Genomic DNA, 23,527 nt, shown 5'->3' on the forward strand with positions numbered 1-23,527 from the left:
AGAGTAATGCTTGTGTTCAAATCGAAGAAACTATTTATCGCAATGGCTTTTAGCACCTTACTGATAGGAGGATGTTCAAAAGATTCGTCGGAAGGAAAGAATGATGGTACGAGCAAAGTTGACGATGGAACTGCTATTGAAGAGCCAGTTAAAGAAGGCGCTTTTGTTGCTCCGCTAACAGGTGAAGTTGTGAAGGAAGAAATTACGCAGCGTCCAATTATTGTTACAGTTAATAATCACCCGAAAGCACGTCCACAATCAGGGATAGAAGCGGCAGATATTGTTTATGAAATGCTAGCAGAAGGCAATGTTACACGTTTATTAGCAGTTTATCAAAGTGAACTGCCAGAAAATGTAGGGCCTGTTCGTAGTGCTCGATCTTATTTTGTAGATCTTGCGAAAGGCTATGGTGCATTTTACGTAGCACATGGTTATAGCCCAGAGGCAAAATCGATGCTTACTAATAATGTAGTCGACAATATAAATGGTATGGATTATGATGGCACACTTTTTAAACGTTCAAAAGACCGTGTTGCCCCACACAACTCGTATATTACGTCTGAAAGTATATTAAATGGTGCGAAAAAAGTGGGCGCTTCAATGAGTTACCATGAAAAAGTACATGAGGCTTTTTATGAACCCGATGAACGTGGTAAAATAGGCAATGAAACAAGTCGAGTTGACATTTACTACGGAAATAGTGAGTATTTCCATAATTCGTATTTGTATGATAAGCAAAGTAATCGTTATGGACGACAATCGGCTGGCGTTGACACAAAGGATATGTTAACAGGCGACACATTATCATTTTCAAATGTGCTATTTTTTGAAATGAAACATCGAACGATTGATAATGAGGGGCGCCAAGAAATTGATTTAACTTCTGGTGGAAATGCGTATGTATTTCAAAATGGCAATATGAGAGAAGTCAAATGGGCTAATATTGATGGAATACCAATGGCTGTAGAAGAGTCTGGGGAGCTTGTGAAGCTAGTACCAGGGAAGTCTTGGGTAAATTTCGTACCAACTTCACCAGGGTTACAAGCAATGGTGAAAACGCAGCCTTAAAGGGAGGAAGATTGCATGCAAATCGAAAAAATTCGAGGGCATCAAACAGATCAATTATTTAAAGCAGTGTTAGAGCTGAAAGACATCGAAGAATGTTATAAATTTTTTGATGATTTATGTACGATTAGTGAAATTCAATCGCTGGCACAACGCTTTGAGGTCGCGCATTTACTACGTTTAAAGAAAACCTACGAATCTATTAAGAAGGAAACAGGTGCAAGTACAGCAACTATTTCACGTGTACGTCGTTGCTTTGATTACGGGAATGATACATATGATGAAATGTTAGGTCGTTTGTATCCAGATGAAAAGCCGTTTCAAGCACCAAAAGAATAGTAGGTAAAAGGGCTGGGTAGAGCTATTACCCAGTCTTTTTCATTTTTTTGTAGACAGTCATAAGCTATACTTGTAAACGAATAGATAGAAAATGATAGGTGGTAAAATAGATGGATTATTTAGAATGGAGACATGTGTTCAAGCTAGACCCAGCTAAAGATTTATCAGATGAGGCGCTAGAAAAAATTTGTGAATCAGGTACAGATGTTATTATAGTTGGCGGAACAGACGGTGTAACTTTGGATGGTGTATTAGATTTACTTGTTCGTGTAAGACGTTTTGAAGTGCCAATAGCGCTTGAAATTTCTGCGATTGATTCAGTAACACCAGGCTATGACTATTATTTCATTCCAACCGTGTTGAATAGTGATGATCCAAAGTGGATTAAAAATTTACACCATGAAGCAATTAAAGAATATGGAGATATTATGGTATGGGATGAATTAGTCGCTGAAGGTTATTGTATTTTAAACCCGAATTGTAAAGTAGCTGAAGTAACGAATGCGAAAACGGATTTATCTATTGATGATGTTGTTGCTTACGCACGTATGGCTGAAAATTTCTTTAGACTACCTGTATTTTATGTAGAGTATAGCGGTACTTATGGCGATATTGAGGTTGTAAGTGCTGTGAAAAATGAACTGAAAAATACGCGACTGTTTTACGGTGGCGGCATTACATCTGCTCAACAAGCAGCAGAAATGGCAAAATATGCAGATACAGTAGTAGTTGGTAATATTATATACGAAGATTTAAAAGCTGCACTTGCGACTGTTAAGGCTGTAAAAAATACGATATAATTTAACTTTTTCAGCAGGTGTCCAAACACCTGCTAAAAAAAGTTAAAGCCTCCGGCGGATGTCACGGAATCGGAAAGGAGTTCTTAGAGGATGTTAGCCTAAAATCATCGCATCCATGCGATAACGGCTAACTGACCTGCATCGTGCAGGCCTAAGCACAAAGCCGATTCCGGACGCAATTATGCCGAGGCATAATTGATAAATAAACGTTTGTAAGGCGGTGCGAAATGGAGCAGTTAACGAAAAACTTATTAGCAGGTATGAACCCTGAGCAGGAAAATGCGGTCAAAACAACTGAGGGACCGCTTCTAATTATGGCGGGTGCTGGATCAGGGAAGACACGTGTATTAACACATCGTATAGCATACTTAGTAATTGAAAAAGAAGTATACCCATCAAAGATTTTAGCCATCACATTTACAAATAAAGCTGCACGTGAAATGCGTGAGCGTATAGATGGCATTCTCGGTAACGGAACTGGCGATAGTATGTGGGTATCGACATTCCACTCAATGTGTGTGCGTATTTTACGACGTAATATAGATCAGCTTGGAATATCACGTAACTTTTCAATTTTAGATTCTACTGATCAGCTATCAGTTATTAAAAATGTTATGAAGGATGAAAATATTGATACGAAGCGTTTTGAACCTCGTGCGATTTTAAATGCGATTAGTTCAGCAAAAAACGAATGTAAAACTGCGGACGATTATGCAGGTCAAATCAATGAAAATAATCCTTACGAAAAAACGATTGCCCGTGTTTATAAAGGTTATGAAAAAAGACTACGCCGCAATCAATCACTCGATTTTGATGATTTAATTATGACAACTATTACATTATTCAATCGTGTACCAGAAGTGCTTGAATACTACCAAAACAAATTCCAATATATTCATGTAGACGAATATCAGGATACGAATAAATCCCAATATTTACTCGTTCAGTTGCTTGCTAAGAAATTTAAAAATATTTGTGTTGTAGGGGATTCAGACCAATCGATTTATCGTTGGCGTGGTGCAGATATTAGCAATATTCTTTCATTCGAAAAGGATTATCCAAATGCTAAGGCCATTATGCTTGAGCAAAATTATCGTTCAACAAAACGCATCCTCCAAGCGGCAAACGACGTCATTCAAAATAATACAACACGTTATCCAAAAGAACTGCGTACAGAAAATGCAGAAGGTGAAAAAATTGTGTTGTACAAAGCTTATAACGAGCAAGAGGAAGCGCAATTCGTTGTACAAACAATCCAACAGCTTATTCAAAAGGATAATCGTTCATTTGATGACTTTGCGATATTATATCGTACAAATGCTCAGTCCCGTGTGATGGAGGAAGTGCTTGTTAAGTCCAATATGTCTTATCAAATAGTTGGTGGTACTAAGTTCTATGATCGAAAAGAGATTAAGGATTTACTTGCCTACTTGCGCCTTATTGCCAATAATGATGATGATTTATCACTCGCACGTATTATTAATGAGCCAAAGCGTAGTATTGGTGCAACTTCCTTTGAAAAAATGGCGCGCTATGCGATTGAACAGGAGCGCTCTATTTTTGATGCCATGAATGATCTTGTATTCATGGGTCTTTCAGGGAAGGCTGCTAATTCAGCTGAGCAATTTTATGCAATGATTAAAGGCTTTACAGAGATGCAAGAATATTTATCGGTGACAGAAATTGTAGAGCAGGTCATTGACAAATCTGGTTATCGAGCAATGCTACAAAATGAAAAGACGATTGAAGCGGAAAGCCGCTTAGAAAATATTGAAGAGTTTTTATCAGTAACAAAGGCTTTTGAAGAGCGTAGTGATGATAAAAGCTTAATTGCCTTTTTAACTGATTTAGCGCTAATTGCAGATATTGATGCACTTGATAAAGATGACACATCGAAGGGCAACATTATATTAATGACAATGCATGCTGCAAAGGGCTTAGAATTCCCTATCGTCTTTATCATTGGAATGGAGGAAAATATTTTCCCACATTCTCGTTCACTTGATGATATGGATGAAATGGAAGAAGAAAGACGATTGATGTATGTCGGCGTGACGCGGGCCGAGGAACGTTTATATTTAACGAGTGCACAAAGCCGTACGATTTTTGGTCGTTCTAGCTTTAATAATGTTTCTCGTTTCCTAGGTGAAATTTCAGAAGATATTACAGAATCAATATCCAAAGGTGGTTCGAAGCCTGAGGTTCCGTTTGCCTCAAGTAATCGTTCTACAGGTGGCTATCAAAAACGTACACTTGGAGCGGTTCAGAAAACACAGCCTGCAACTGCTCGTTTACAAACAACTGGTGGTGACCAATTTGGCTGGAAGGCTGGAGACAAAGCGATCCATAAAAAATGGGGAACAGGTATGGTTGTTAGTGTAAAAGGTGAGGGTGATAGTACAGAGCTAGATATTGCCTTTCCACAACCTATTGGTATTAAGCGATTACTAGCACAATTTGCCCCTATTGAAAAAGGGTAAGCGGAGGAACTTAAATGAACGAAATTGAACAGCGCGTTATGGAGTTAAATAAATTATTACACGAATACGGTCATGCCTATTACGTGTTGGATAAACCTGTCGTAGCAGATAGTGTTTATGACCAATTATTGCATGAGCTTATTGCATTAGAGGAAGCGAATCCGTCACTTATTTACCCAGATTCACCTACGCAGCGTGTTGGCGGAGCAGTGGTAGAAGGCTTTAAGAAGGTGACTCACGATTATCCGATGCTAAGTCTATCAAACGCTTTTAATGAAGAAGACTTACGTGAATTTGACCGTAAAGTGCGCCAAGCAATCGGTGATAACTTTTCCTATGTTTGTGAGTTGAAAATTGATGGTCTTGCCATTTCATTAAAATACGAAAATGGCGTTTTTGTACAAGGAGCAACGCGAGGAGATGGTGTTGTAGGGGAAGATATTACAGCAAATTTAAAAACAATTCGAGCAATACCTCTTCGATTGAAGGAGCCACTTACAATTGAAGTACGTGGCGAGGCGTATATGCCTAAAAAATCATTTGAAAAATTGAATACCCTTCGTACTGAAAATGGAGAAGAACTATTTGCTAATCCGAGAAATGCGGCTGCTGGTTCTTTACGCCAGTTAGATCCTAAAATAGCAGCGAGTCGTCAGCTATCAACCTTTATTTATGCAATTGGGGGAGATGGCGAGGCATATGGTATTGACGGTCATGCAGAGATGCTCGATTATTTAGAGGGACTAGGCTTCCCGTCAAACAAAGAGCGTCAACGCTGCTCAACGATTGAAGAAGTACTAGCCTTTATCGAAAAATGGACTGACAACCGTCCGAATTTAGCCTATGAAATTGACGGTATTGTTATTAAGGTAGATCGCTATGCGCAACAGGATGAGCTTGGTTATACAGCAAAGAGTCCACGTTGGGCAATTGCCTATAAATTCCCTGCTGAGGAAGTAGTGACAACATTACTTGATATTGATTTAACCGTTGGGCGTACAGGTGTTGTTACACCAACTGCTATTTTAACGCCTGTTCAAGTGGCAGGTACGACAGTTCAACGTGCGTCCTTACACAATGAGGATTTAATTCGAGAGAAAGATATTCGACTAGGAGATACTGTCATTATCCGAAAAGCCGGAGATATTATTCCTCAAGTTGTAGGTGTAATACTGGAGCAGCGCCCTGAGGACTCAGTGCCATATGTAATGCCTGAACATTGTCCAGTTTGTGATAGTGAGCTTATTCGTATTGAAGGAGAAGTAGCATTACGTTGTGTAAATCCAGCATGCTTTGCACAAATTGCGGAGAGCATTAAATATTTCGTATCGCGTAATGCTATGAATATTGACGGTCTTGGTGATAAAGTCGTTGAGCAATTATTACGTGCCGATTTAATTCATGATATCTCTGATTTGTATCACTTAACTGTAAACCAGCTTGTTGAGCTTGAGCGTATGGGAGAAAAATCAGCGACGAATTTAGTCAGTGCTATTCAGGCTTCCAAAGAAAATTCGATGGAGCGTTTACTAATTGGATTAGGGATACGACATGTTGGTGAAAAAGCAGCAAAAATTGTTTCAGAGGAGTTTGAAACGATGGAAGCGGTGATGGCAGCAACAGAGGAGCAACTAGTGGCGATTCATGAAATCGGCGATAAAATGGCTTCATCGCTAGTCGAGTATTTTTCAAATGAGGATGCTCGTGCAGTCATAGGGCGCCTTGCTGAAGTAGGCGTCAATATGACGTATAAAGGTAAAAAAATAGAAGTAGCTGTAGGGGATAATCCTTTTGCGGGTAAAACAATCGTATTAACTGGTAAACTTGAGCAATTGACACGTAACGAAGCAAAGGCGAAAATAGAAGAGTTAGGTGGTATCGTTACAGGTAGTGTCAGCAAAAAAACTGACCTTGTCATTGCAGGAGCAGAGGCGGGTTCTAAACTAGCAAAAGCCGAGCAATTAGGTATTGAAGTTTGGAATGAAGACAGCCTGATCGAACAACTTAACCTCGTCCAATAAAGGATAGTAGTGAAGATAAGTATGATGAATTGTCCTAGCCACTTGGTGGAACGAAGAGGCATTTTATAAATGTCTCTTCGTTCCACAGGTAAGGTATGAACAATTCGTCGAGCACAATTTGATTTACAGTAAAGGAGTACAAACATAATGAAGTCATTTCGACTCATTCCAGCAATTGTCGCTGCTGCAATGCTAGTCGGCTGTGTGCCTTCTAATAAGAAGGAAACAGAGCTTACACAGGAGACGCAACAGGAAAAAGCGGAAACAACGATTATTCCAAGCATACAGATTGATGATTCATACTATAGGACGCTAACACCTTATAAACAAAGTGCTAGCAGAGGATTAGTAGTTTCAAATATTTTTACGAAATATGATATGAAGGAAGTAGAAACAGGTTTAATGCGTCTTTCTCAAAATGAGTTTGACACAGAAAACTACTTCTTCCAAGAGGGGCAGTATTTAGCTGAAAGCACAGTGACAGATTGGCTTGCACGTAGTTCACAAACGAAGGATGGTTTAAATCCTCCAACGACGGACTCAATGCCAGCAGAAGAACGTGCAACGAAGGCCCCAATCTATTTATCACATATTGTTGAGCAAAATTATTTAACAAAAACTAGTGATAATAAAGTGAAATTAGGCGGTATTTCAATAGGACTTTCCTTAAACTCTATTTATTACTATCAAAAAGAAAAATATGGAGAGTACTATGAGCAACCAATTCCGGAGGCAAAACTCGTTGAGCAAGGAAAGAAAATGGCCGCTGAAATTGTGTCTCGCTTAAGAACCCGTGATGAATTGAAAGATATACCGATTGTAGTAGGCTTGTTTAAACAAAAAGCTCGCAATGATATTATTCCAGGAACGTATTTTAGCTATGGCGTAGCAAAAGCAGGACAAAACGACGTAGCTGATTGGAAAGGTATTGACGAAGAATATGTACTATTCCCAACTAGTGAATCACAGGATGTATACAGGGATGTTAGCAATAACTTTAAGAATTTTAAACAAGATGTAGATAAATACTTTTCGAATTATACGAGTGTAATAGGAAAAGGCTTCTATCAAAATAAAAAAATTCAAAAGCTAACGATTGAAGTGCCAATCCAATTTTACGGCAAGTCTGAGATTATAGGATTTACTCAATATTTAACAGGGGTTCTGATCAATCAATTTGATAACATCAATGTTGAAGTAAATATTACCTCAATAAACGGTCCAGAGGCATTGATCGTTAAAAATGCCAGCGAAAAGGAACCATACGTCCATATCTATTAACATATAGTCAGCCTCGAGCTGACTATATTTTTGTGTGGAAAGAAAAATGAGTTCATTGGAAGAATTAATCAGAGTGTTGGATAGACTCTTTAGAGTGAAAGCGACGGAAAGATTCGTCAGAGCGACGGATAAAGTCTTCGAACCGACGGAAAGAAACAAGGGCGACGGATAGCCCTGCTGAAGTGACGGATAGAAAAGCAAAAGCGACGGAAAGAAACCCCGGAGCGACGGATAAAGTCTTCGAATCGACGGAAAGCCTCCCTGTCTCGAGAGCACAGCACACAATCCATGGAAAAGCAAAGTCTATATGAAGGACTTTAAAGACAGTCCCTAAAGACAACACTTCGTCATAGTAGTGAAAGTTTCTTTATTTTTGGTGAAAGTTGTGATTTTTAATATGAAAAATGTTATGATAATTTGCATGGTTAACTTTATTCAACCCTATTGTCATCGACAAAAACAATGAATTGAATGAGTATTCGGAGGTGTGGAAAAATGGCAAAATTAACAAAAGAAGAAGTTAAACACGTTGCAAATTTAGCACGTCTTGCAATTACGGAAGAGGAAGCAGAAAAATTTGCTGAACAGCTTGGTAAAATTACAGACTTCGCAGAGCAACTAAACGAGTTAGATACAACGAATGTTGAACCAACAACTCATGTTTTACCACTAGTAAACGTAATGCGTGAAGATGTGGCAACAAAAGGCTTAGACCGTGAAGTAATGATGTTAAACGTAAAAGAACAAGAAGATGGTCAAGTAAAAGTACCAGCTATCATGTAATACTAAAACATAGGAGGATTCCTCATGACGTTATTTGAACGTTCAGCAAAAGAGCTACAAGCTGACATTAAAGCGGGTAAGCTAACAATCGCTGATTTAACAAAAGAAGCATACGAACGTGTGGCAAAGCTTGACGGCGATGTACAAGCTTTCCTTGCTTTAAACGAAGAAAAAGCAACTGCACAAGCAGTTGAAATGGACAAAGTGCCATTTGAAGAGCGTGGACCACTTTTCGGTCTTCCTATCGGTGTTAAAGACAACATCGTGACAGAAGGATTAGAAACAACTTGTGCTTCTAAAATTCTAGAAGGCTTTATGCCAATTTACGATGCAACAGTAGTTAAAAAGCTACGTGAAGCAGGTATGGTCACTATCGGTAAATTAAACATGGACGAGTTTGCAATGGGTTCTTCAAATGAAAACTCATACTATAAAACGACAAAAAATCCATGGAACTTAAACCACGTACCAGGTGGATCTTCAGGTGCATCTGCAGCAGCAGTAGCAGCAGGTGAAGTACCATTCTCACTTGGTTCTGATACAGGTGGTTCAATCCGTCAACCAGCAGCATATTGCGGTGTTGTAGGGATGAAACCTACATATGGTCGTGTATCTCGCTTTGGTTTAGTTGCATTTGCATCTTCTTTAGATCAAATCGGGCCAATTACTCGTAATGTTGAAGACAACGCTCTTTTACTTGAAGCCATTGCAGGATTAGATCCAAACGATTCAACTTCTGCAAACGTAGAAGTTCCAAACTACGCAGCAGCACTTACAGGCGACGTAAAAGGCTTACGTATCGCTGTGCCAAAAGAATTCCTTGGTGAAGGTGTTGGCGAAGCAGCACGCCAATCAGTGCTTGAAGCATTAGAAGTATTAAAAGGCTTAGGTGCTACAGTAGAAGAAGTATCACTTCCTCATTCGAAATACGCACTTGCAGCATACTATATTCTTTCTTCTTCAGAAGCGTCTTCTAACCTTTCTCGTTTTGACGGTATCCGTTATGGTTTCCGTGCAGAAAATGTTAATAATTTGATGGACCTTTATAAAGAAACACGTGCACAAGGCTTCGGTGATGAAGTAAAACGTCGTATCATGCTTGGTACTTACTCATTAAGCGCAGGTACGTATGATGCTTACTACAAAAAAGCGCAACAAGCACGTACACTTATCAAAGCAGACTATGACAAAGTATTTGAAGACTTTGATGTAATCATTGGACCAACTTCTCCAACACCAGCATTTAAAATTGGTGAAAACGTTAATGATCCAATGACGATGTATGCAAATGATATTTTAACAATTCCTATGAACTTAGCTGGTGTGCCAGCCATTTCAATTCCATGTGGCTTTGAAAATGAGCTGCCATTAGGCTTACAAATTATCGGTAAATACTTCGACGAAGCAACAATTTACCGTGTAGCTCATGCTTTTGAACAAGCAACCGAGTTCCATAAACAAGTTCCTCAAATTTGGGAGGGAAAATAACATGAACTTTGAAACAGTCATTGGTTTAGAAGTACACGTTGAGTTAAAAACGAACTCAAAAATCTTCTCATCAGCACCAGCTCATTTCGGTGCTGAACCAAATACAAATACTACAGTAATCGATTTAGGTTATCCTGGTGTTCTACCAGTACTAAATAAAAATGTTGTTGATTTCGCAATGCGTGCAGCACTTGCACTTAACATGGAAATCGAACAAGAAACAAAATTTGACCGTAAAAACTACTTCTATCCAGATAATCCGAAAGCTTATCAAATTTCTCAATTCGATAAGCCAATCGGTAAAAACGGCTGGATTGATATCGAGGTAGACGGTTATACAAAGCGTATCGGTATTACGCGTCTTCATATGGAAGAAGATGCAGGGAAGCTTTCTCACTCTGGTGACCACTCTTTAGTTGACTTTAACCGTCAAGGTACACCACTTGTAGAAATCGTTTCTGAGCCAGATATTCGTACAGCAAACGAAGCGTATGCTTACTTAGAAAAATTAAAATCAATTATCCAATATACAGATGTCTCTGACTGTAAAATGGAAGAAGGTTCACTACGTTGTGACGCCAACATTTCTATTCGTCCATATGGTCAAGAAGAATTTGGTACAAAGACAGAGCTTAAAAACCTTAACTCTTTCAACTATGTTCGCCGTGGTATAGAGCACGAGGAATTACGCCAAGCTGATGTTCTTCTTTCAGGTGGGGTAATTGAGCAAGAAACTCGTCGCTTCGATGAAAAAACAGGTAAAACAATTCTTATGCGTGTAAAAGAAGGAACTGACGATTACCGCTACTTCCCGGAGCCAGACTTAGTTCGTCTATCGATCTCTGATGAATGGTTAGAGCGAGTAAAATCAGAAATTCCTGAGCTTCCAGATGCTCGTAAAAAACGCTATGCTGATGAATTAGGCTTAACACCATATGATGCAGGAGTTCTTGTTATTTCAAAAGAAATCTCAGACTTCTTCGAGGCTATGGTAGCTAAAGGTGCAGATGCAAAGCTTTCAGCAAACTGGCTTATGGGTGATGTTTCTGCATACTTAAATGCAGAACAAAAAGACCTTAAAGATACTGCATTAACGCCAGAAAACCTTGCGGAAATGGTGAAATTAATCACTGACGGAACTATTTCTTCTAAAATCGGTAAAAAAGTATTTGCTGAATTAGTAGAAAATGGTGGTTCCGCAGCAGAAATCGTTAAGGCAAAAGGTTTAGTTCAAATTTCTGATGAAGGTGCATTACTTGCTATCGTTACAGAAGTTCTAGACAACAATGCACAATCAATCGAAGACTTCAAAAACGGTAAGGATCGCGCTATCGGCTTCTTAGTTGGTCAAATTATGAAAGCTACTAAAGGTCAAGCGAACCCACCAATGGTCAATAAATTATTACAACAAGAAATTGCAAAACGTTAATTGCAATTATTATAGAAGGCCAAGAGAGCAAATTCGTTTTCTTGGCTTTTTATTTTAAAAAATATACATACAAAAGACTCTTTAGGGTATCTATACAAAGATAAATGCCTTACCAAGTAAAACGATATTTGCTGTAAATCGACACTAAAAAATACCAAATTAACACTTAATAGTTGTCTTCAAAGAGTATTCATAGCAAAATATAGTATAGAACATGATATAGCTTTAGGAGGTCAATCAATGAAAACTGAACAACAATATTTCGATGATGCGATTTCGATTCAACAATATATGGATAATATGACGACGTTAAAAGAGGAAAGCTTCCGTATTTATGATGGCTTCGAAGTGCCATTAAACGATGGTTTTATCGAACTACTAAAGGACAAGCAACCAAAAATTTTAACAATTACTGAGGATTGGTGCGGGGACGCCATGTTAAACAATCCAGTTATTCGTCGAGTTGCAGAGGCAGCAGGGTTAGATATGCGCGCAGTATTACGTGATGCTGATACAGATTTAATTGATCGCTATTTAACAAACGGTGGCCGTGCAATTCCGATTTATATTTTATTAGATGATGCAGGGCAGGTTGTTGGAAAATGGGGACCGCGTGCACCAGAATTACAGGAACTAGTAGTGAGTAAGCGAGCTACTTTACCTGATAAAGAAGATCCTACATTTGAAGATGCACAAAAAGCACTATATGCTGAAATTCGTGACGAGAATATTACGAATAAAGCATATTGGACATTTGTCTATGAGGATTTCAAAAAGCAAGTAACAGCTGCATTACAATAATTATAAATCGTAAGGCTGCATATCAGAAAATAAGGACATGCCTTACTTTTGTTGACTATTGAAAGCTTAATGCAACATTTAAACGAATAGTTCGTTGAAAGAAATAGAATCTTATGAAGCAAAGAAGGTATGTTATGAAACGAGCAAGAATCATTTATAATCCTACATCTGGGCGTGAAGTGTTTAAAAAGCATTTACCAGAAGTATTGGCAAAATTAGAGGTAGCGGGCTATGAGACATCTTGTCACGCAACAACTTGTGAAGGCGATGCAACCATTGCAGCAAAAAATGCAGTTGAACGTGGCTTTGATATCATCATTGCAGTTGGTGGAGATGGCACATTAAATGAAGTTGTTTCAGGTGTGAGTTCATTTGAGAACCGCCCGAAAGTAGGTTTAATTCCGATGGGCACTACGAATGACTTTGCCCGTGCCGTGCATATTCCACGAAATATTGAAGCTGCAGTTGACATCATTATTAAAGGCGAAACGTTGCCGGTTGATGTTGGTTTATTAAATGGGGAACGCTATTTCATTAATATTGCCGCTGGCGGACGTATTACAGAGTTAACTTATGAAGTGCCAAGTAAAATGAAAACAATGCTAGGACAGCTAGCTTATTACTTAAAAGCAGTAGAAATGATCCCATCAATTAAAGCTTCTCATATGCGTATCGAATATGATGGCGAAGTGTTTGATGGGGATGCCATGATGTTTTTATGCGGCTTAACAAATTCAGTGGGTGGCTTTGAAAAGCTAGCACCTGATGCAAGTATTAATGATGGCTACTTTACTTTATTAGTATTGAAAAAAGTAAGCTTACCTGAATTTATTCAGCTTGCTGCAATGGCATTAAGAGGCGAGCATTTAAATGATGATCGTGTAATTTATAAAAAGGCAAGTGTTGTAAAAGTATCTACTGAAGATGAAATTCATTTAAACTTAGATGGTGAGTACGGTGGGGATGCGCCTGCTACATTTGAAAACTTAAAGCGCCATATTGAGATTTTTGTTCCACTAGCAGATATTCGTGAAGAAGACCGTATGTAATAAACATATGAAGATCACTGCTTAATTTAAGGTGAGAGCCTTATCACCAAAAGTTGGGGATGACTTTTGTTAAGTGGCTGGACGCCCCCCAGCAAAGCGTGCAGCCGGAACGAAAATCAAACACATGTTATGATGATGATTCATATTAATGGATTCATCTCCATATATATGAATATTTTCATCCTTTAATTGGTATTGTGAATGAATTAAGAAAAATGTTTGGCAAATGTGCGTATATTACTTGAACAAAATTTGAAACCTTTATAATAGGCCGAAATTCCGGTCCATTATAAAGGTTTTTTTCGTTGCAATAGTGGAAAATGGGGTAGAGATAAGGGAAAGGAAGTGTTGCCTTTGTATAAATCACAGGAAAGAAAGCTCATTTGGCTAAGCTTTGGTGTTGCAATTATTATGCTACTTTCCATACTTGGAAGAATATTTGGAGGTTAGGGGGGCAATGACATGGTGAATGAATCAGCAGTCTTTTGGAGTAGAGCATTAACGGAACTAACTTTATCCTTCCATATTATTTATGCAACGATTGGTGTTGGTGTCCCGTTAATGATTATGATCGCACAATGGACTGGGTATAAAAAGAATGATGAGCACTATATTTTAATGGCAAGACGTTGGGCACGAGGTTTTGTTATTACGGTTGCAGTTGGAGTCGTCACAGGGACAGCAATTGGCTTACAGTTATCCTTACTATGGCCGAATTTCATGCAGCTTGCTGGTCAGACAATTGCCTTACCACTTTTCATGGAAACGTTCGCATTTTTCTTTGAAGCCATCTTTTTAGGCATCTACCTATATACTTGGGATCGCTTCGATAGTCAGAAGAAGCATATGCTACTGTTAATCCCAGTTGCTGTCGGTGCATCGATGTCAGCTGTGTTTATAACAATTGTCAATGCGTTTATGAATGCGCCACAAGGATTTGATATTGTGGACGGCCAGCTAGTGAATATTCAACCATTTTTAGCAATGTTTAATCCAGCAATGCCGACAAAGGTAGCGCATGTTCTCGTTACAGCCTATATGACATCCGCATTTGTGTTAGCAGCAATTGCAGGATATCGTATGCTTAGAGGCTCTAAGCATATATATCATAAAAAATCTTTATTACTACTTATGAAGATTGGTCTGATTTTCTCCATTGCTTCAGCAATTATTGGAGACTTTTCAGGAAAATATTTAGCGGAGTATCAGCCAGAAAAACTAGCTGCGGCTGAGTGGCATTTTGAAACGGCAGACAAAGCTTCCCTTATACTATTTGGTGTATTAGAAGGGGAAGAAGTAAAATATGCTATTAAAGTACCTTATGCTTTGAGTGTTTTAGCACATAATAATCCAAATGCAGAGGTAATTGGCTTAGATCAATTTGCAGAAGAAGATCGACCACCACTATATATCCATTACCTTTTTAATCTCATGGTGTTTATCGGCATGTTTATGGCACTCGTTTCACTGGTTTATGTATGCGGGAAAGCACGTGATTGGCAGTTTATTCATTCACGTTGGTTTAGATGGATTGTTGTTGCAGGTGGACCACTTTCTATTATTGCGATTGAAGCAGGATGGTGGCTTGCTGAAGTTGGACGACAGCCTTGGATCTTATATGGATTAATGCGAACACCAGAAGGGGCCACGACGAGTGACCATGTAGATTTAATGATGCTGTTGTTTACAGGTGTGTATGCCGTATTAGGAGTAGGAAGTATGGTCGTTTTAATTCGTATGTTCAAAAAGAATCCAATTGAGCGAGAGTTAGAAGATCGCCATGCTGAAAAAGGCGGTGACATCCTATGACATTAGAGATTTTAGGTATTTCAGTTTTATGGATTTTCCTATTTGGTTATGTCATTGTAGCTTCAATCGATTTTGGTGCAGGCTTTTTTAATGCCTACAGCCTACTAATCGGAAAAAATCATATTTTAACAAATATTATTAAACGTTATTTATCACCAGTTTGGGAAGTAACCAATGTCTTTTTAGTATTCTTCTTTGTTGGGATTGTTGGATTTTTCCCACAAACAGCTTTCTATTATGGAACGATTTTACTTGTTCCAGTTAGTATTTCGCTAGTGCTTCTTGCAATACGAGGCTCCTATTATGCATTTGAATCATATGGCGCACGTGGGCATATTGGTTACACGTTGACGTATGGCATAGCAGGCTTACTTATTCCAGCCTCACTCTCTGTTGTATTTGCGATTGCTGCTGGCGGCTATGTTGATATTGCTGACGGGCAACCGTTCTTGAATTATTGGACGTTGTATACGAGCCCGTTTGCTTGGAGTATTGTCGTGCTAAGCATTGCAGCGGTACTGTATATTTCAGCTGTGTTTTTAACTTGGTATGCACATAAAGCTAAGGATCGAGAAGCTACAAATTTAATGCGAAAATACGCACTTGCTTGGGCGATACCATTAATGGTGAGTGCGCTCGGCATTATGTACGAAATGAAATTCATTAACCCTGAAAGTTACAATAACCTAGTTAATTTATGGTGGATGTTTGCCATATCTGCCGTGCTATTTATTATTACTGTAGTGTTACTATGGATGCGAAAAAATTACGGTCTTGCGGTTAGTTTATTGATTGCCCAATTTGCAGTGGCATTCTTTGCATATGGAATTGCTCAATACCCATATTTGCTGTATCCGTATTTAACAATTTACGATAGCTTTACAAGCACACAAATGGCGATTGCACTCGTCATTGCGTTTATTTTGGGACTATGTCTGCTTATTCCATCACTGTTCTTGCTGTTGAAATTATTCCTTTTTAACAAAAATTATGTGACAGGAAAAGAAGATAATCACGCATAGGAGGGATACAACTATGACAAGCTTTTTGATTTTTTATGCACCATTTATAGTCGTCATCCTAGGTGTAGTTGCTGCTTTCTGGTGGGCACCTAGAGATTACCATACAGTAAGGAAAGAGGGGAAGAGTCGCGAATAGCGGCTCTTTTTTCTACTCGTGTAAAGGTGATCAGTTTGAAGTGATTTCTGATCAGTTAGAAGAGGAGTCGACCACATTTGAGCCGTTAATATGAAGCCTTGTTCTTTTTTCATCCGCCTCAACATGCTACAATAAAGAGATTGAAATGGAGGATGTACGAATGTCAGCACCCGTGAAAAAGAATGACCGACTAACAGTTTATATAGAAGATTTAACACATGATGGCAATGGCGTCGCAAAGGTCGATGGCTATCCATTATTTATCCAAGGTGCACTTCCTAGTGAAACGGCGGAAATACATGTTGTAAAAACGTTAAAAAACTATGGCTTTGCGAAGGTCGTAGAAATTCTCGAGCCATCATCAGATCGTGTAGATGCGCCTTGTGAATATTTCAAACAATGTGGCGGCTGCCAATTACAGCACCTGTCTTATGAAGGACAGTTAAAATGGAAAGAAAACATGGTGCGTAATGTCATGCAGCGCATTGGTAAAATTAACGCGCCTGTTCTACCAGTGAAGGGCATGGAAGAGCCTTGGCATTATCGTAATAAAGCGCAAATACCTTTCTCCTCAAATGAAGCAGGACAAGCAATTGCTGGTTTCTACAAAACGAAGTCTCATAGTATTGTGGATATGGAGCGATGCTTAATTCAGACTGGAGAAGCGGACGCTATTCTTGCAGGTTTGAAAAAGGAATTAGCGGCAATCGGTATTCGACCATACAACGAGCAAACACATGAGGGAATGCTACGCCACGTAGTTATTCGTAAAGCACGAGCAACTGGTGAAGTGATGGTTGTTGTCGTAACTAAAAAGAAAAAATTCCCGCAAAAAGAAGCCGCTGTTGCGACAATCCAGAAGCTTGTCCCGAATGTTACATCCATTATGCAAAACGTTAATAGCGACAAAACGAACGTTATTTTCGGTGATGCAACCGTAAATCTGTGGGGCAAGGACGTTATTATTGATACAATTGGCGATGTTCGCTTTGAAATTTCAGCCCGTTCATTTTACCAAGTAAACCCTGAGCAAACGGAAGTTCTATACAAACAAGCATTAGACTACGCTAACTTGCAGGGTGATGAACGAGTAATTGATGCATACTGTGGTATCGGCACAATTTCTTTATTCCTTGCACAAAAAGCAAAGGCTGTTATGGGGGTTGAAATTGTCCCACAAGCGATTGAAGATGCAAAACGCAATGCAGCACTAAATGGCTTTACGAACACGTATTTCGAGGCTGGGCCAGCAGAGGAAGTTATTCCACGCTGGTATAAGGAAGGTAAAGAAGCGGACGTTTTAGTAGTTGACCCACCACGCAAAGGCTGCGATGAGGCTCTTCTTCAGACGATTTTAGAGCAACGTCCTAAGCGTGTTGTGTATGTGTCCTGTAACCCAGCTACATTAGCACGTGACCTTCGAATTTTAGAGAATGGAGGCTATCAAACGCAGGAGATTCAACCTGTAGATATGTTCCCACATTCGACGCATGTGGAGGTTGTTACGGAACTAACTCTAAAGGAGTGATCATAATGGACGCAGCAAAAAAATGGCTCTCAATCCCGAAAGATATTAGAGAAATGCTCGTGAAAAACGTATTTTGTGGCAATTGTGGTGTAACGACAATTGTGAAGTACACGATACAAGAGGGAGAATATGCCCCTGTATTGAAGGGGAAATGCAAGACTTGTGGTAGGGATGTTGCTCGGGTGATTGATTAGTAAATGATAGAACTCTGAAAGGATGGAGTGAATATTCCATCCTTTTTGTGTAAGCATGGAAGGGTTTTGGTTGAATTTTATGCTTGAATAGAAGAGGTTACTTTTGATATATGTGAATGAAAATAAACATTACCGACTTTCACAAATTATAAATGCCAAATGTATTTGTGTTTGATAATCAGTTATTGAGCATGATATAAGTGTAAAAGAAGTAGAACATTTGGCTTCATATATTTTGATCGAGAGCTTGAAGTTGAGAGGATTTGAGTTTGACATGATAGATAATTTTTGGCGTGACTTACCGCGACCATTTTTTGTACTTGCACCAATGGAAGATGTGACGGATGTTGTTTTTCGTCATGTAGTAAGTGAAGCCGGTCGACCGGACGTATTTTTCACAGAGTTTACAAACTCGGATAGCTATTGTCATCCAGAGGGTATGAAAAGTGTGCGTGGTCGTTTAATTTTTACAGAAGATGAACAGCCAATGGTGGCACATATTTGGGGGGATAATCCCGAATATTTTCGTCAAATGAGTATTGGTATGGCGGAGCTAGGCTTTAAAGGCATCGATATTAATATGGGTTGTCCTGTACCGAATGTGGCATCGAGAGGGAAAGGTAGTGGCCTTATTCTGCGTCCAGACGTTGCGGCAGAGCTTATTCAAGCAGCAAAAGCAGGAGGACTACCTGTCAGCGTGAAAACACGACTTGGCTTTAAAGAGGTAGATGAGTGGGAGGAGTGGCTAACGCATATTTTAAAGCAGGATATTGCGAACCTTTCTATTCATTTGCGTACAAGAAAGGAAATGAGCCAAGTAGATGCGCATTGGGAGCTAATTCCGGAAATCAAAAAATTGCGTGACCGTATTGCACCAAATACGTTGCTAACAATCAATGGAGACATTCCGGACCGTCAAACTGGGCAACAGCTTGCTGAACAATATGGTATTGATGGCGTTATGATTGGGCGAGGTATTTTTAAAAATCCATTTGCTTTTGAAAAAGAGCCGAAAGAGCATAGTAGTAAAGAGTATCTTGATCTTTTAAGACTGCAGCTTGATCTTCAAGATCAATATGCAGAAGTACTACCACGTTCAATCTCTGGGCTTCATCGCTTTTTCAAAATTTATGTTAAAGGTTTCCGTGGAGCTGGTGAATTAAGAAATCAATTGATGAACACGAAGTCAACAGATGAAGTGCGTGCGTTGCTTGATAACTTTGAATCAAATAATGTTGATGATGATGAACGGTAGATAACAAAGAGGGGAAAAGAACCCCTCTTTTTTGTTGCCTAATTCAGTTTTGTAAAGTATCTTATCTCTTCTTTATCCGTATAAAAGCCAACAGATTCGTATAGAGATAAAGCTGACTTATTTGTAGTTAATACCATGAGAGTAGCATTTTGTAACTGATGAGATTTAAGATATTTTAAAGCCTGTGTAAGTAAATACTTGGCTATACCTCGCTTTCTCCATGGTTCACGAACAAAAACGTCCTCTATTACACCGTAGTCTTCTTCTTGCCATGCCATCAGTCCGCCAATTATAACGTCTGTTTGACATATGACCATGGATGTCCATAGCTTGTTGTTCTTGTATTCAGATAATCTATTTAGACCAAGTGGAGTGTCTGGCCAAATTTCGGCTTCTATATCGAGATAATCTCTTTCCTCGCTAGATGTCTCCATCTTCCAGTGTGAGAATTGAAATTCTTCTTGTAATGTTAATGCAGGAATAGGTTTATTCAAATCACGATTCATACGATATAGGCTATTTAAAGGGAGGTAGCCTTTTTGGATAAAAAACTGATTGTTTGCAGTTTCTTCTGAGTCGTTACCAACGCAAAGAATTGTTCCATATTCTTTAGGCAAAGTTTCCTTTAATTGTTGTGCTCTTGTAAAAAGATATTGATAGACTTTATCGAGCAGAGCAATGTCATGTTCTCTGTCAGAAATGGTTTTAAGATTAACGTATATTGAGTGGTTATTCTCTATTGAACGACCGGGGGGTACAACGTTAATGATGCTAACTTGCCCCTTAGCGACCATTTTCCCATTTTCAAATGCGCAATAAACGTTACGCCAATTATCTTCGTCTCCGACCCACCAAAATGTCGCATTTTCTTTTGCTGTTACAGATTGGTACAATTCTCTAAGTAAAGGCATGTCTCCATGTTCGAAATTACGTATGAAAATTTCTGTTGATGATTGGCCCAAAATAATCCTCCTCGTAGTATGGGATTTCGCAGTTTAGAAGGTTGCTATGCGATATCTATACATTATATATCATAAAATGGTATTATATGTAATAATATTTTGAGTGCTTTAAATAACTCTTTCTAAAATAGCCTGTTACCCATTGCCCAAAAGGAGAATTAACGATGTACAAACTTATGCTTATTGAAGACGATACTGAATTAAGTGCGCTTATTCAAGAAAACTTGGAGCGCTATGGGTATACTGTTGTACAGTCTGAAGACTTTTTTTTTATAGATGAAAATGGCCTCCTATCTAACTAGAAGGTAATTTTTTCTACTATAAAGCATTGCTTTTTTTATAATAAACTTATAAAATGTAGAACAACATAAAAGAACGAAATAAATTTCCTTTAATACGGTCCAGAGAGGCTGAAAAGGGCTACTTGATATTTTAAGGCTAATAATATCTTTGATTTGGCATGCCCTTTTGTCCTCTGTGACAGGAGGGCTTTTATTTTGCATTCAACCTCTTTTAATGGAGTCCCGTGAGGCTTCAAAAGAGAATGGACAAGAATTGTATAATCCATTCCCTCAAAAAGAGCTTTTTATCAACAAGAAACTGGAGGATTGTAAAGATGGATTATCGTAAGAAAACAGTGGTAGCTTCAGTAGCTGGTTTAACGTTGGAAGGGATGGACATTATGTTTATCTCCTTTGCGATGACAATGATTATTTCGGAATTTAACATTGATTTCGCAACAGGTGGGCTCATTTCTTCCGTAACGAATATTGGTATGCTGTTAGGTGGCATTATTTTCGGGGTTTTAGCTGATAAGTATGGGCGAGTAAAAGTATTTACTTATACCGTCTTGTTGTTTGCGCTTGGTACAGCTTTAACTGGATTGGCAACAAATATTGAACAAATTTATATGTATAGATTTATCGCTGGTCTTGGTGCAGGGGGCGAATACGGTATTGGTATGGCTCTTGTTGCCGAGGCTTGGCCGAAGAATAAGCAAGGAAGAGCCTCTTCCTATGTTAGTGTAGGTGCTCAATATGGAGTTATTTTAGCAGCGTTACTAAGTGCCGTTATTCTTCCGACTTTAGGATGGAGAGCTTTATTCTTTGTGGGAGTGTTACCTGTCATTTTCGCATTCATTGTGCGAAAAAATCTTGAGGAATCACCAGAGTGGGTGGCTGCTCAGAAAAATAAAAAAATCGATAAGCAACATGAAAAAGGTAAGTTGGTGCAGCTATTTGAAACTCCTCGAACTTCGATGACGACAATATCATTAATCGTTATGGCAACTGTTCAAATTGCTGGTTACAATGGCTTAATGATTTGGTTGCCATCTATGTTGCAAAAATCTCAAGGTCTATCCGTTTCAAGCTCGGCACTTTGGACAATTAGCACAGCAGTTGGCATGATTATTGGGATGCTAACATTTGGGCGAGTTATGGACCGATTTGGCGCAAAGCGTGCATTCGGAATCTTTTTACTTACCTCTGCATGTGCAGTGTTTTTATATGCCTATGCCACAGGTAGTTTCGCAATTTTATTAGGTGGTGCAATTGTCGGCTTTTTCTCAAACGGGATGTTCGCAGGGTATGGAGCTTTAATTAGTAGCTTCTATCCGGTGCAAATTCGTAGTACAGCAACAAATACGATTTTTAACTTTGGTAGAGCAATTGGAGGATTTTCACCAATCTTTGTCGGCTATATTCTTCAAAGTTATGATATGACGGTCGTTATGATCTATTTAGCTGCCCTATATTGTATTTCCTTTATCGTGATGCTTACTCTAAAAAAAGGGGCAAGCGAGGCTTTACAACCGGTTGGAATTAAATAAATCAATGATGCCTTGGCATAATTGTGTCTGGAATCGGCTTTGTGCTTAGGCCTGCAGATGTTTTTTGCGCAAAAGCGTAGTGCTAACGCTGCGTCAGCAACAGCACGATGCAGGTCAGTTGCAGGTCAGTTAGCTGTTATCGCATGGATGCGCTGACATTCTCTAAGAACTTCTTTCCGATTCCGTGACATCTCCCGGAGGCTTTAACCTCTTTCAGCGGATGTTTTTGACCGGAAGCGTAGCGGCAGGTACAGATGTTTAAAGACACATGCTGAAAGAAGTTAAAACATGAAAGAACGAATGCCAATTTAAAAAAAGCGATTCGTTCTTTTTTAATTTTATTATTATAATAAACCTTTTGAACGTTTTTCAGCCATTTCTACGAGGCGTTTTGTTATTTCCCCCCCGACTGAACCGTTTGCACGAGAAGAGGCTTCTGGCCCTAATTGTACATTAAATTCTTGTGCGATTTCATATTTCAATTGATTAACGGCTTCATGTACACCGGGAACTAGAAGCTTATTTGAACTACGATTAGCCATTTATCTCACCTCCTTGTGATTAGAATGGTCGAGAGTTAGCTAATCATACATGTTAAAAAATAAAATGCACATTCTAAATACTATAGTAAAGTAACTTTTGGAAAGCTAACTAAAATTGTGAATGTCTCTGCTATAATAAAGTAATGCTTCAATTAGGATAGGATTATTAGAAGCGCTTTTACCGTTAAAAATGGAGGTTGTTAAAATGACGAACAATGATATTTTAATTCGTTTAAGATATGCATTAGATATCAAAAATACAGATATGGTTAAAATTTTTCAGCTAGGTGGCATGGACTATACGAAAGAAGAAGTATTGAACATGCTCATTAAAGTTTATGATGAGGAAGAAGCACCAGAAGAATACATTAAATGTAATAATAAAATGTTAGAGGCTTTTTTAAATGGATTTATTACATTTAAACGAGGTCCGCAAAAGCCTAAGCCAGGTCAAGCAGAAGGACCACTACCTGTTTCAGGAAAAGAAAGCCCTAATAATATGCTATTAAAGAAAGTGAAGATTGCGTTAGCCTTAACGAGTGAGGAGATGCTCGATATTTTATATGATGGAGGCGTTAGCGTTTCGAAAGGCGAATTAGGTGCTATTTTAAGAAATCCAAGTCATCGTAACTATAAAGAATGTGGCGATCGCTTTGTGAGAAATTTTTTAAGAGGGCTGACAGATAAGTATAGAAATTAAAATAACATTCAC

The 23,527-nt window shown here is 38.7% G+C and carries 22 protein-coding genes; 20 read left to right on the plus strand and 2 right to left on the minus strand.

The window, feature by feature from the left end:
• The first annotated feature begins 12 nt into the window (after positions 1–12).
• The 17 genes from ACIQ7N_RS13730 (at position 13) to ACIQ7N_RS13810 (ending at position 19,480) form a co-directional block, all read left to right on the plus strand.
• Positions 13–1,068 (plus strand): DUF3048 domain-containing protein, encoded by a 1,056-nt coding sequence (locus tag ACIQ7N_RS13730; RefSeq protein ID WP_402932922.1) that lies wholly within the window; start codon positions 13–15, stop codon positions 1,066–1,068.
• Positions 1,069–1,083: 15 nt separating this feature from the next.
• Positions 1,084–1,404 carry a YerC/YecD family TrpR-related protein gene (locus tag ACIQ7N_RS13735; protein ID WP_004225717.1) on the plus strand — a complete coding sequence of 107 codons (321 nt, stop codon included), beginning with the start codon at positions 1,084–1,086 and terminating at the stop codon, positions 1,402–1,404.
• 110 nt (positions 1,405–1,514) lie between these two features.
• The gene (gene pcrB, locus ACIQ7N_RS13740; protein WP_132363472.1) at positions 1,515–2,204 is read left to right on the plus strand and encodes a heptaprenylglyceryl phosphate synthase; all 690 of its coding nucleotides are present in this window, start codon (positions 1,515–1,517) and stop codon (positions 2,202–2,204) included.
• A 227-nt stretch (positions 2,205–2,431) separates the two neighbouring features.
• Positions 2,432–4,684, plus strand: a complete 2,253-nt coding sequence (gene pcrA, locus ACIQ7N_RS13745) for a DNA helicase PcrA (RefSeq protein WP_402932924.1) — start codon at positions 2,432–2,434, stop codon at positions 4,682–4,684.
• Between the two features lie 14 nt (positions 4,685–4,698).
• The gene (ligA, locus tag ACIQ7N_RS13750) at positions 4,699–6,705 is read left to right on the plus strand and encodes an NAD-dependent DNA ligase LigA (RefSeq protein WP_402932926.1); all 2,007 of its coding nucleotides are present in this window, start codon (positions 4,699–4,701) and stop codon (positions 6,703–6,705) included.
• A 147-nt stretch (positions 6,706–6,852) separates the two neighbouring features.
• On the plus strand, positions 6,853–7,986 hold the full coding sequence (locus tag ACIQ7N_RS13755; RefSeq protein ID WP_402932929.1) for a CamS family sex pheromone protein: 1,134 nt from the start codon (positions 6,853–6,855) through the stop codon (positions 7,984–7,986).
• Between the two features lie 495 nt (positions 7,987–8,481).
• Positions 8,482–8,769: an Asp-tRNA(Asn)/Glu-tRNA(Gln) amidotransferase subunit GatC gene (gene gatC, locus ACIQ7N_RS13760; protein ID WP_010857153.1), complete on the plus strand. Its 288-nt coding sequence runs from the start codon at positions 8,482–8,484 to the stop codon at positions 8,767–8,769.
• Between the two features lie 24 nt (positions 8,770–8,793).
• Positions 8,794–10,257 carry an Asp-tRNA(Asn)/Glu-tRNA(Gln) amidotransferase subunit GatA gene (gene gatA / locus ACIQ7N_RS13765; protein WP_132363464.1) on the plus strand — a complete coding sequence of 488 codons (1,464 nt, stop codon included), beginning with the start codon at positions 8,794–8,796 and terminating at the stop codon, positions 10,255–10,257.
• A 1-nt stretch (position 10,258) separates the two neighbouring features.
• Complete coding sequence (gene gatB / locus ACIQ7N_RS13770) at positions 10,259–11,686, plus strand: Asp-tRNA(Asn)/Glu-tRNA(Gln) amidotransferase subunit GatB (RefSeq protein ID WP_132363462.1); 1,428 nt, start codon at positions 10,259–10,261, stop codon at positions 11,684–11,686.
• Between the two features lie 240 nt (positions 11,687–11,926).
• Positions 11,927–12,487, plus strand: coding sequence for a thioredoxin family protein (locus tag ACIQ7N_RS13775; RefSeq protein ID WP_402932933.1), 561 nt, complete (start codon positions 11,927–11,929; stop codon positions 12,485–12,487).
• Positions 12,488–12,621: 134 nt separating this feature from the next.
• A complete protein-coding gene (locus ACIQ7N_RS13780) occupies positions 12,622–13,536 on the plus strand; it encodes a diacylglycerol kinase (protein ID WP_402932936.1) in 915 nt (304 codons plus the stop codon).
• A gap of 462 nt (positions 13,537–13,998) precedes the next feature.
• A complete protein-coding gene (locus tag ACIQ7N_RS13785; RefSeq protein ID WP_132363456.1) occupies positions 13,999–15,345 on the plus strand; it encodes a cytochrome ubiquinol oxidase subunit I in 1,347 nt (448 codons plus the stop codon).
• Positions 15,342–16,367 (plus strand): cytochrome d ubiquinol oxidase subunit II, encoded by a 1,026-nt coding sequence (locus ACIQ7N_RS13790; RefSeq protein ID WP_274068025.1) that lies wholly within the window; start codon positions 15,342–15,344, stop codon positions 16,365–16,367. Before ACIQ7N_RS13785 ends, ACIQ7N_RS13790 begins: the two co-directional genes overlap by 4 nt.
• Positions 16,368–16,380: 13 nt before the next feature.
• Positions 16,381–16,503: a cytochrome bd oxidase small subunit CydS family protein gene (cydS, locus tag ACIQ7N_RS13795; protein ID WP_256469478.1), complete on the plus strand. Its 123-nt coding sequence runs from the start codon at positions 16,381–16,383 to the stop codon at positions 16,501–16,503.
• Between the two features lie 160 nt (positions 16,504–16,663).
• Complete coding sequence (gene rlmD / locus ACIQ7N_RS13800; RefSeq protein WP_402932940.1) at positions 16,664–18,031, plus strand: 23S rRNA (uracil(1939)-C(5))-methyltransferase RlmD; 1,368 nt, start codon at positions 16,664–16,666, stop codon at positions 18,029–18,031.
• A 5-nt stretch (positions 18,032–18,036) separates the two neighbouring features.
• Positions 18,037–18,225 (plus strand): hypothetical protein, encoded by a 189-nt coding sequence (locus ACIQ7N_RS13805; protein WP_132363450.1) that lies wholly within the window; start codon positions 18,037–18,039, stop codon positions 18,223–18,225.
• A gap of 274 nt (positions 18,226–18,499) precedes the next feature.
• Complete coding sequence (locus ACIQ7N_RS13810; RefSeq protein WP_402932943.1) at positions 18,500–19,480, plus strand: tRNA dihydrouridine synthase; 981 nt, start codon at positions 18,500–18,502, stop codon at positions 19,478–19,480.
• 38 nt (positions 19,481–19,518) lie between these two features.
• On the opposite strand, the gene ACIQ7N_RS13815 is transcribed toward ACIQ7N_RS13810, so the two are convergent.
• A complete protein-coding gene (locus ACIQ7N_RS13815) occupies positions 19,519–20,391 on the minus strand; it encodes a GNAT family N-acetyltransferase (RefSeq protein WP_402933079.1) in 873 nt (290 codons plus the stop codon).
• Positions 20,392–20,606: 215 nt separating this feature from the next.
• On the opposite strand from ACIQ7N_RS13815, the gene ACIQ7N_RS13820 reads away from it, so the two are divergent.
• Positions 20,607–20,744 carry a response regulator gene (locus ACIQ7N_RS13820; protein ID WP_402932946.1) on the plus strand — a complete coding sequence of 46 codons (138 nt, stop codon included), beginning with the start codon at positions 20,607–20,609 and terminating at the stop codon, positions 20,742–20,744.
• A gap of 314 nt (positions 20,745–21,058) precedes the next feature.
• Positions 21,059–22,273 carry an MFS transporter gene (locus tag ACIQ7N_RS13825; protein ID WP_402932948.1) on the plus strand — a complete coding sequence of 405 codons (1,215 nt, stop codon included), beginning with the start codon at positions 21,059–21,061 and terminating at the stop codon, positions 22,271–22,273.
• A 344-nt stretch (positions 22,274–22,617) separates the two neighbouring features.
• Here ACIQ7N_RS13825 and ACIQ7N_RS13830 read toward each other — a convergent pair whose 3' ends face one another.
• Complete coding sequence (locus tag ACIQ7N_RS13830) at positions 22,618–22,815, minus strand: alpha/beta-type small acid-soluble spore protein (RefSeq protein WP_053483023.1); 198 nt, start codon at positions 22,813–22,815, stop codon at positions 22,618–22,620.
• 205 nt (positions 22,816–23,020) lie between these two features.
• On the opposite strand from ACIQ7N_RS13830, the gene ACIQ7N_RS13835 reads away from it, so the two are divergent.
• Positions 23,021–23,515: a YehS family protein gene (locus ACIQ7N_RS13835; RefSeq protein ID WP_402932951.1), complete on the plus strand. Its 495-nt coding sequence runs from the start codon at positions 23,021–23,023 to the stop codon at positions 23,513–23,515.
• Positions 23,516–23,527 lie beyond the last annotated feature (12 nt).

The sequence above is a fragment of the Lysinibacillus sp. NPDC095746 genome, from assembly GCF_044763535.1.
Classification (GTDB): Bacteria; Bacillota; Bacilli; order Bacillales_A; family Planococcaceae; genus Lysinibacillus.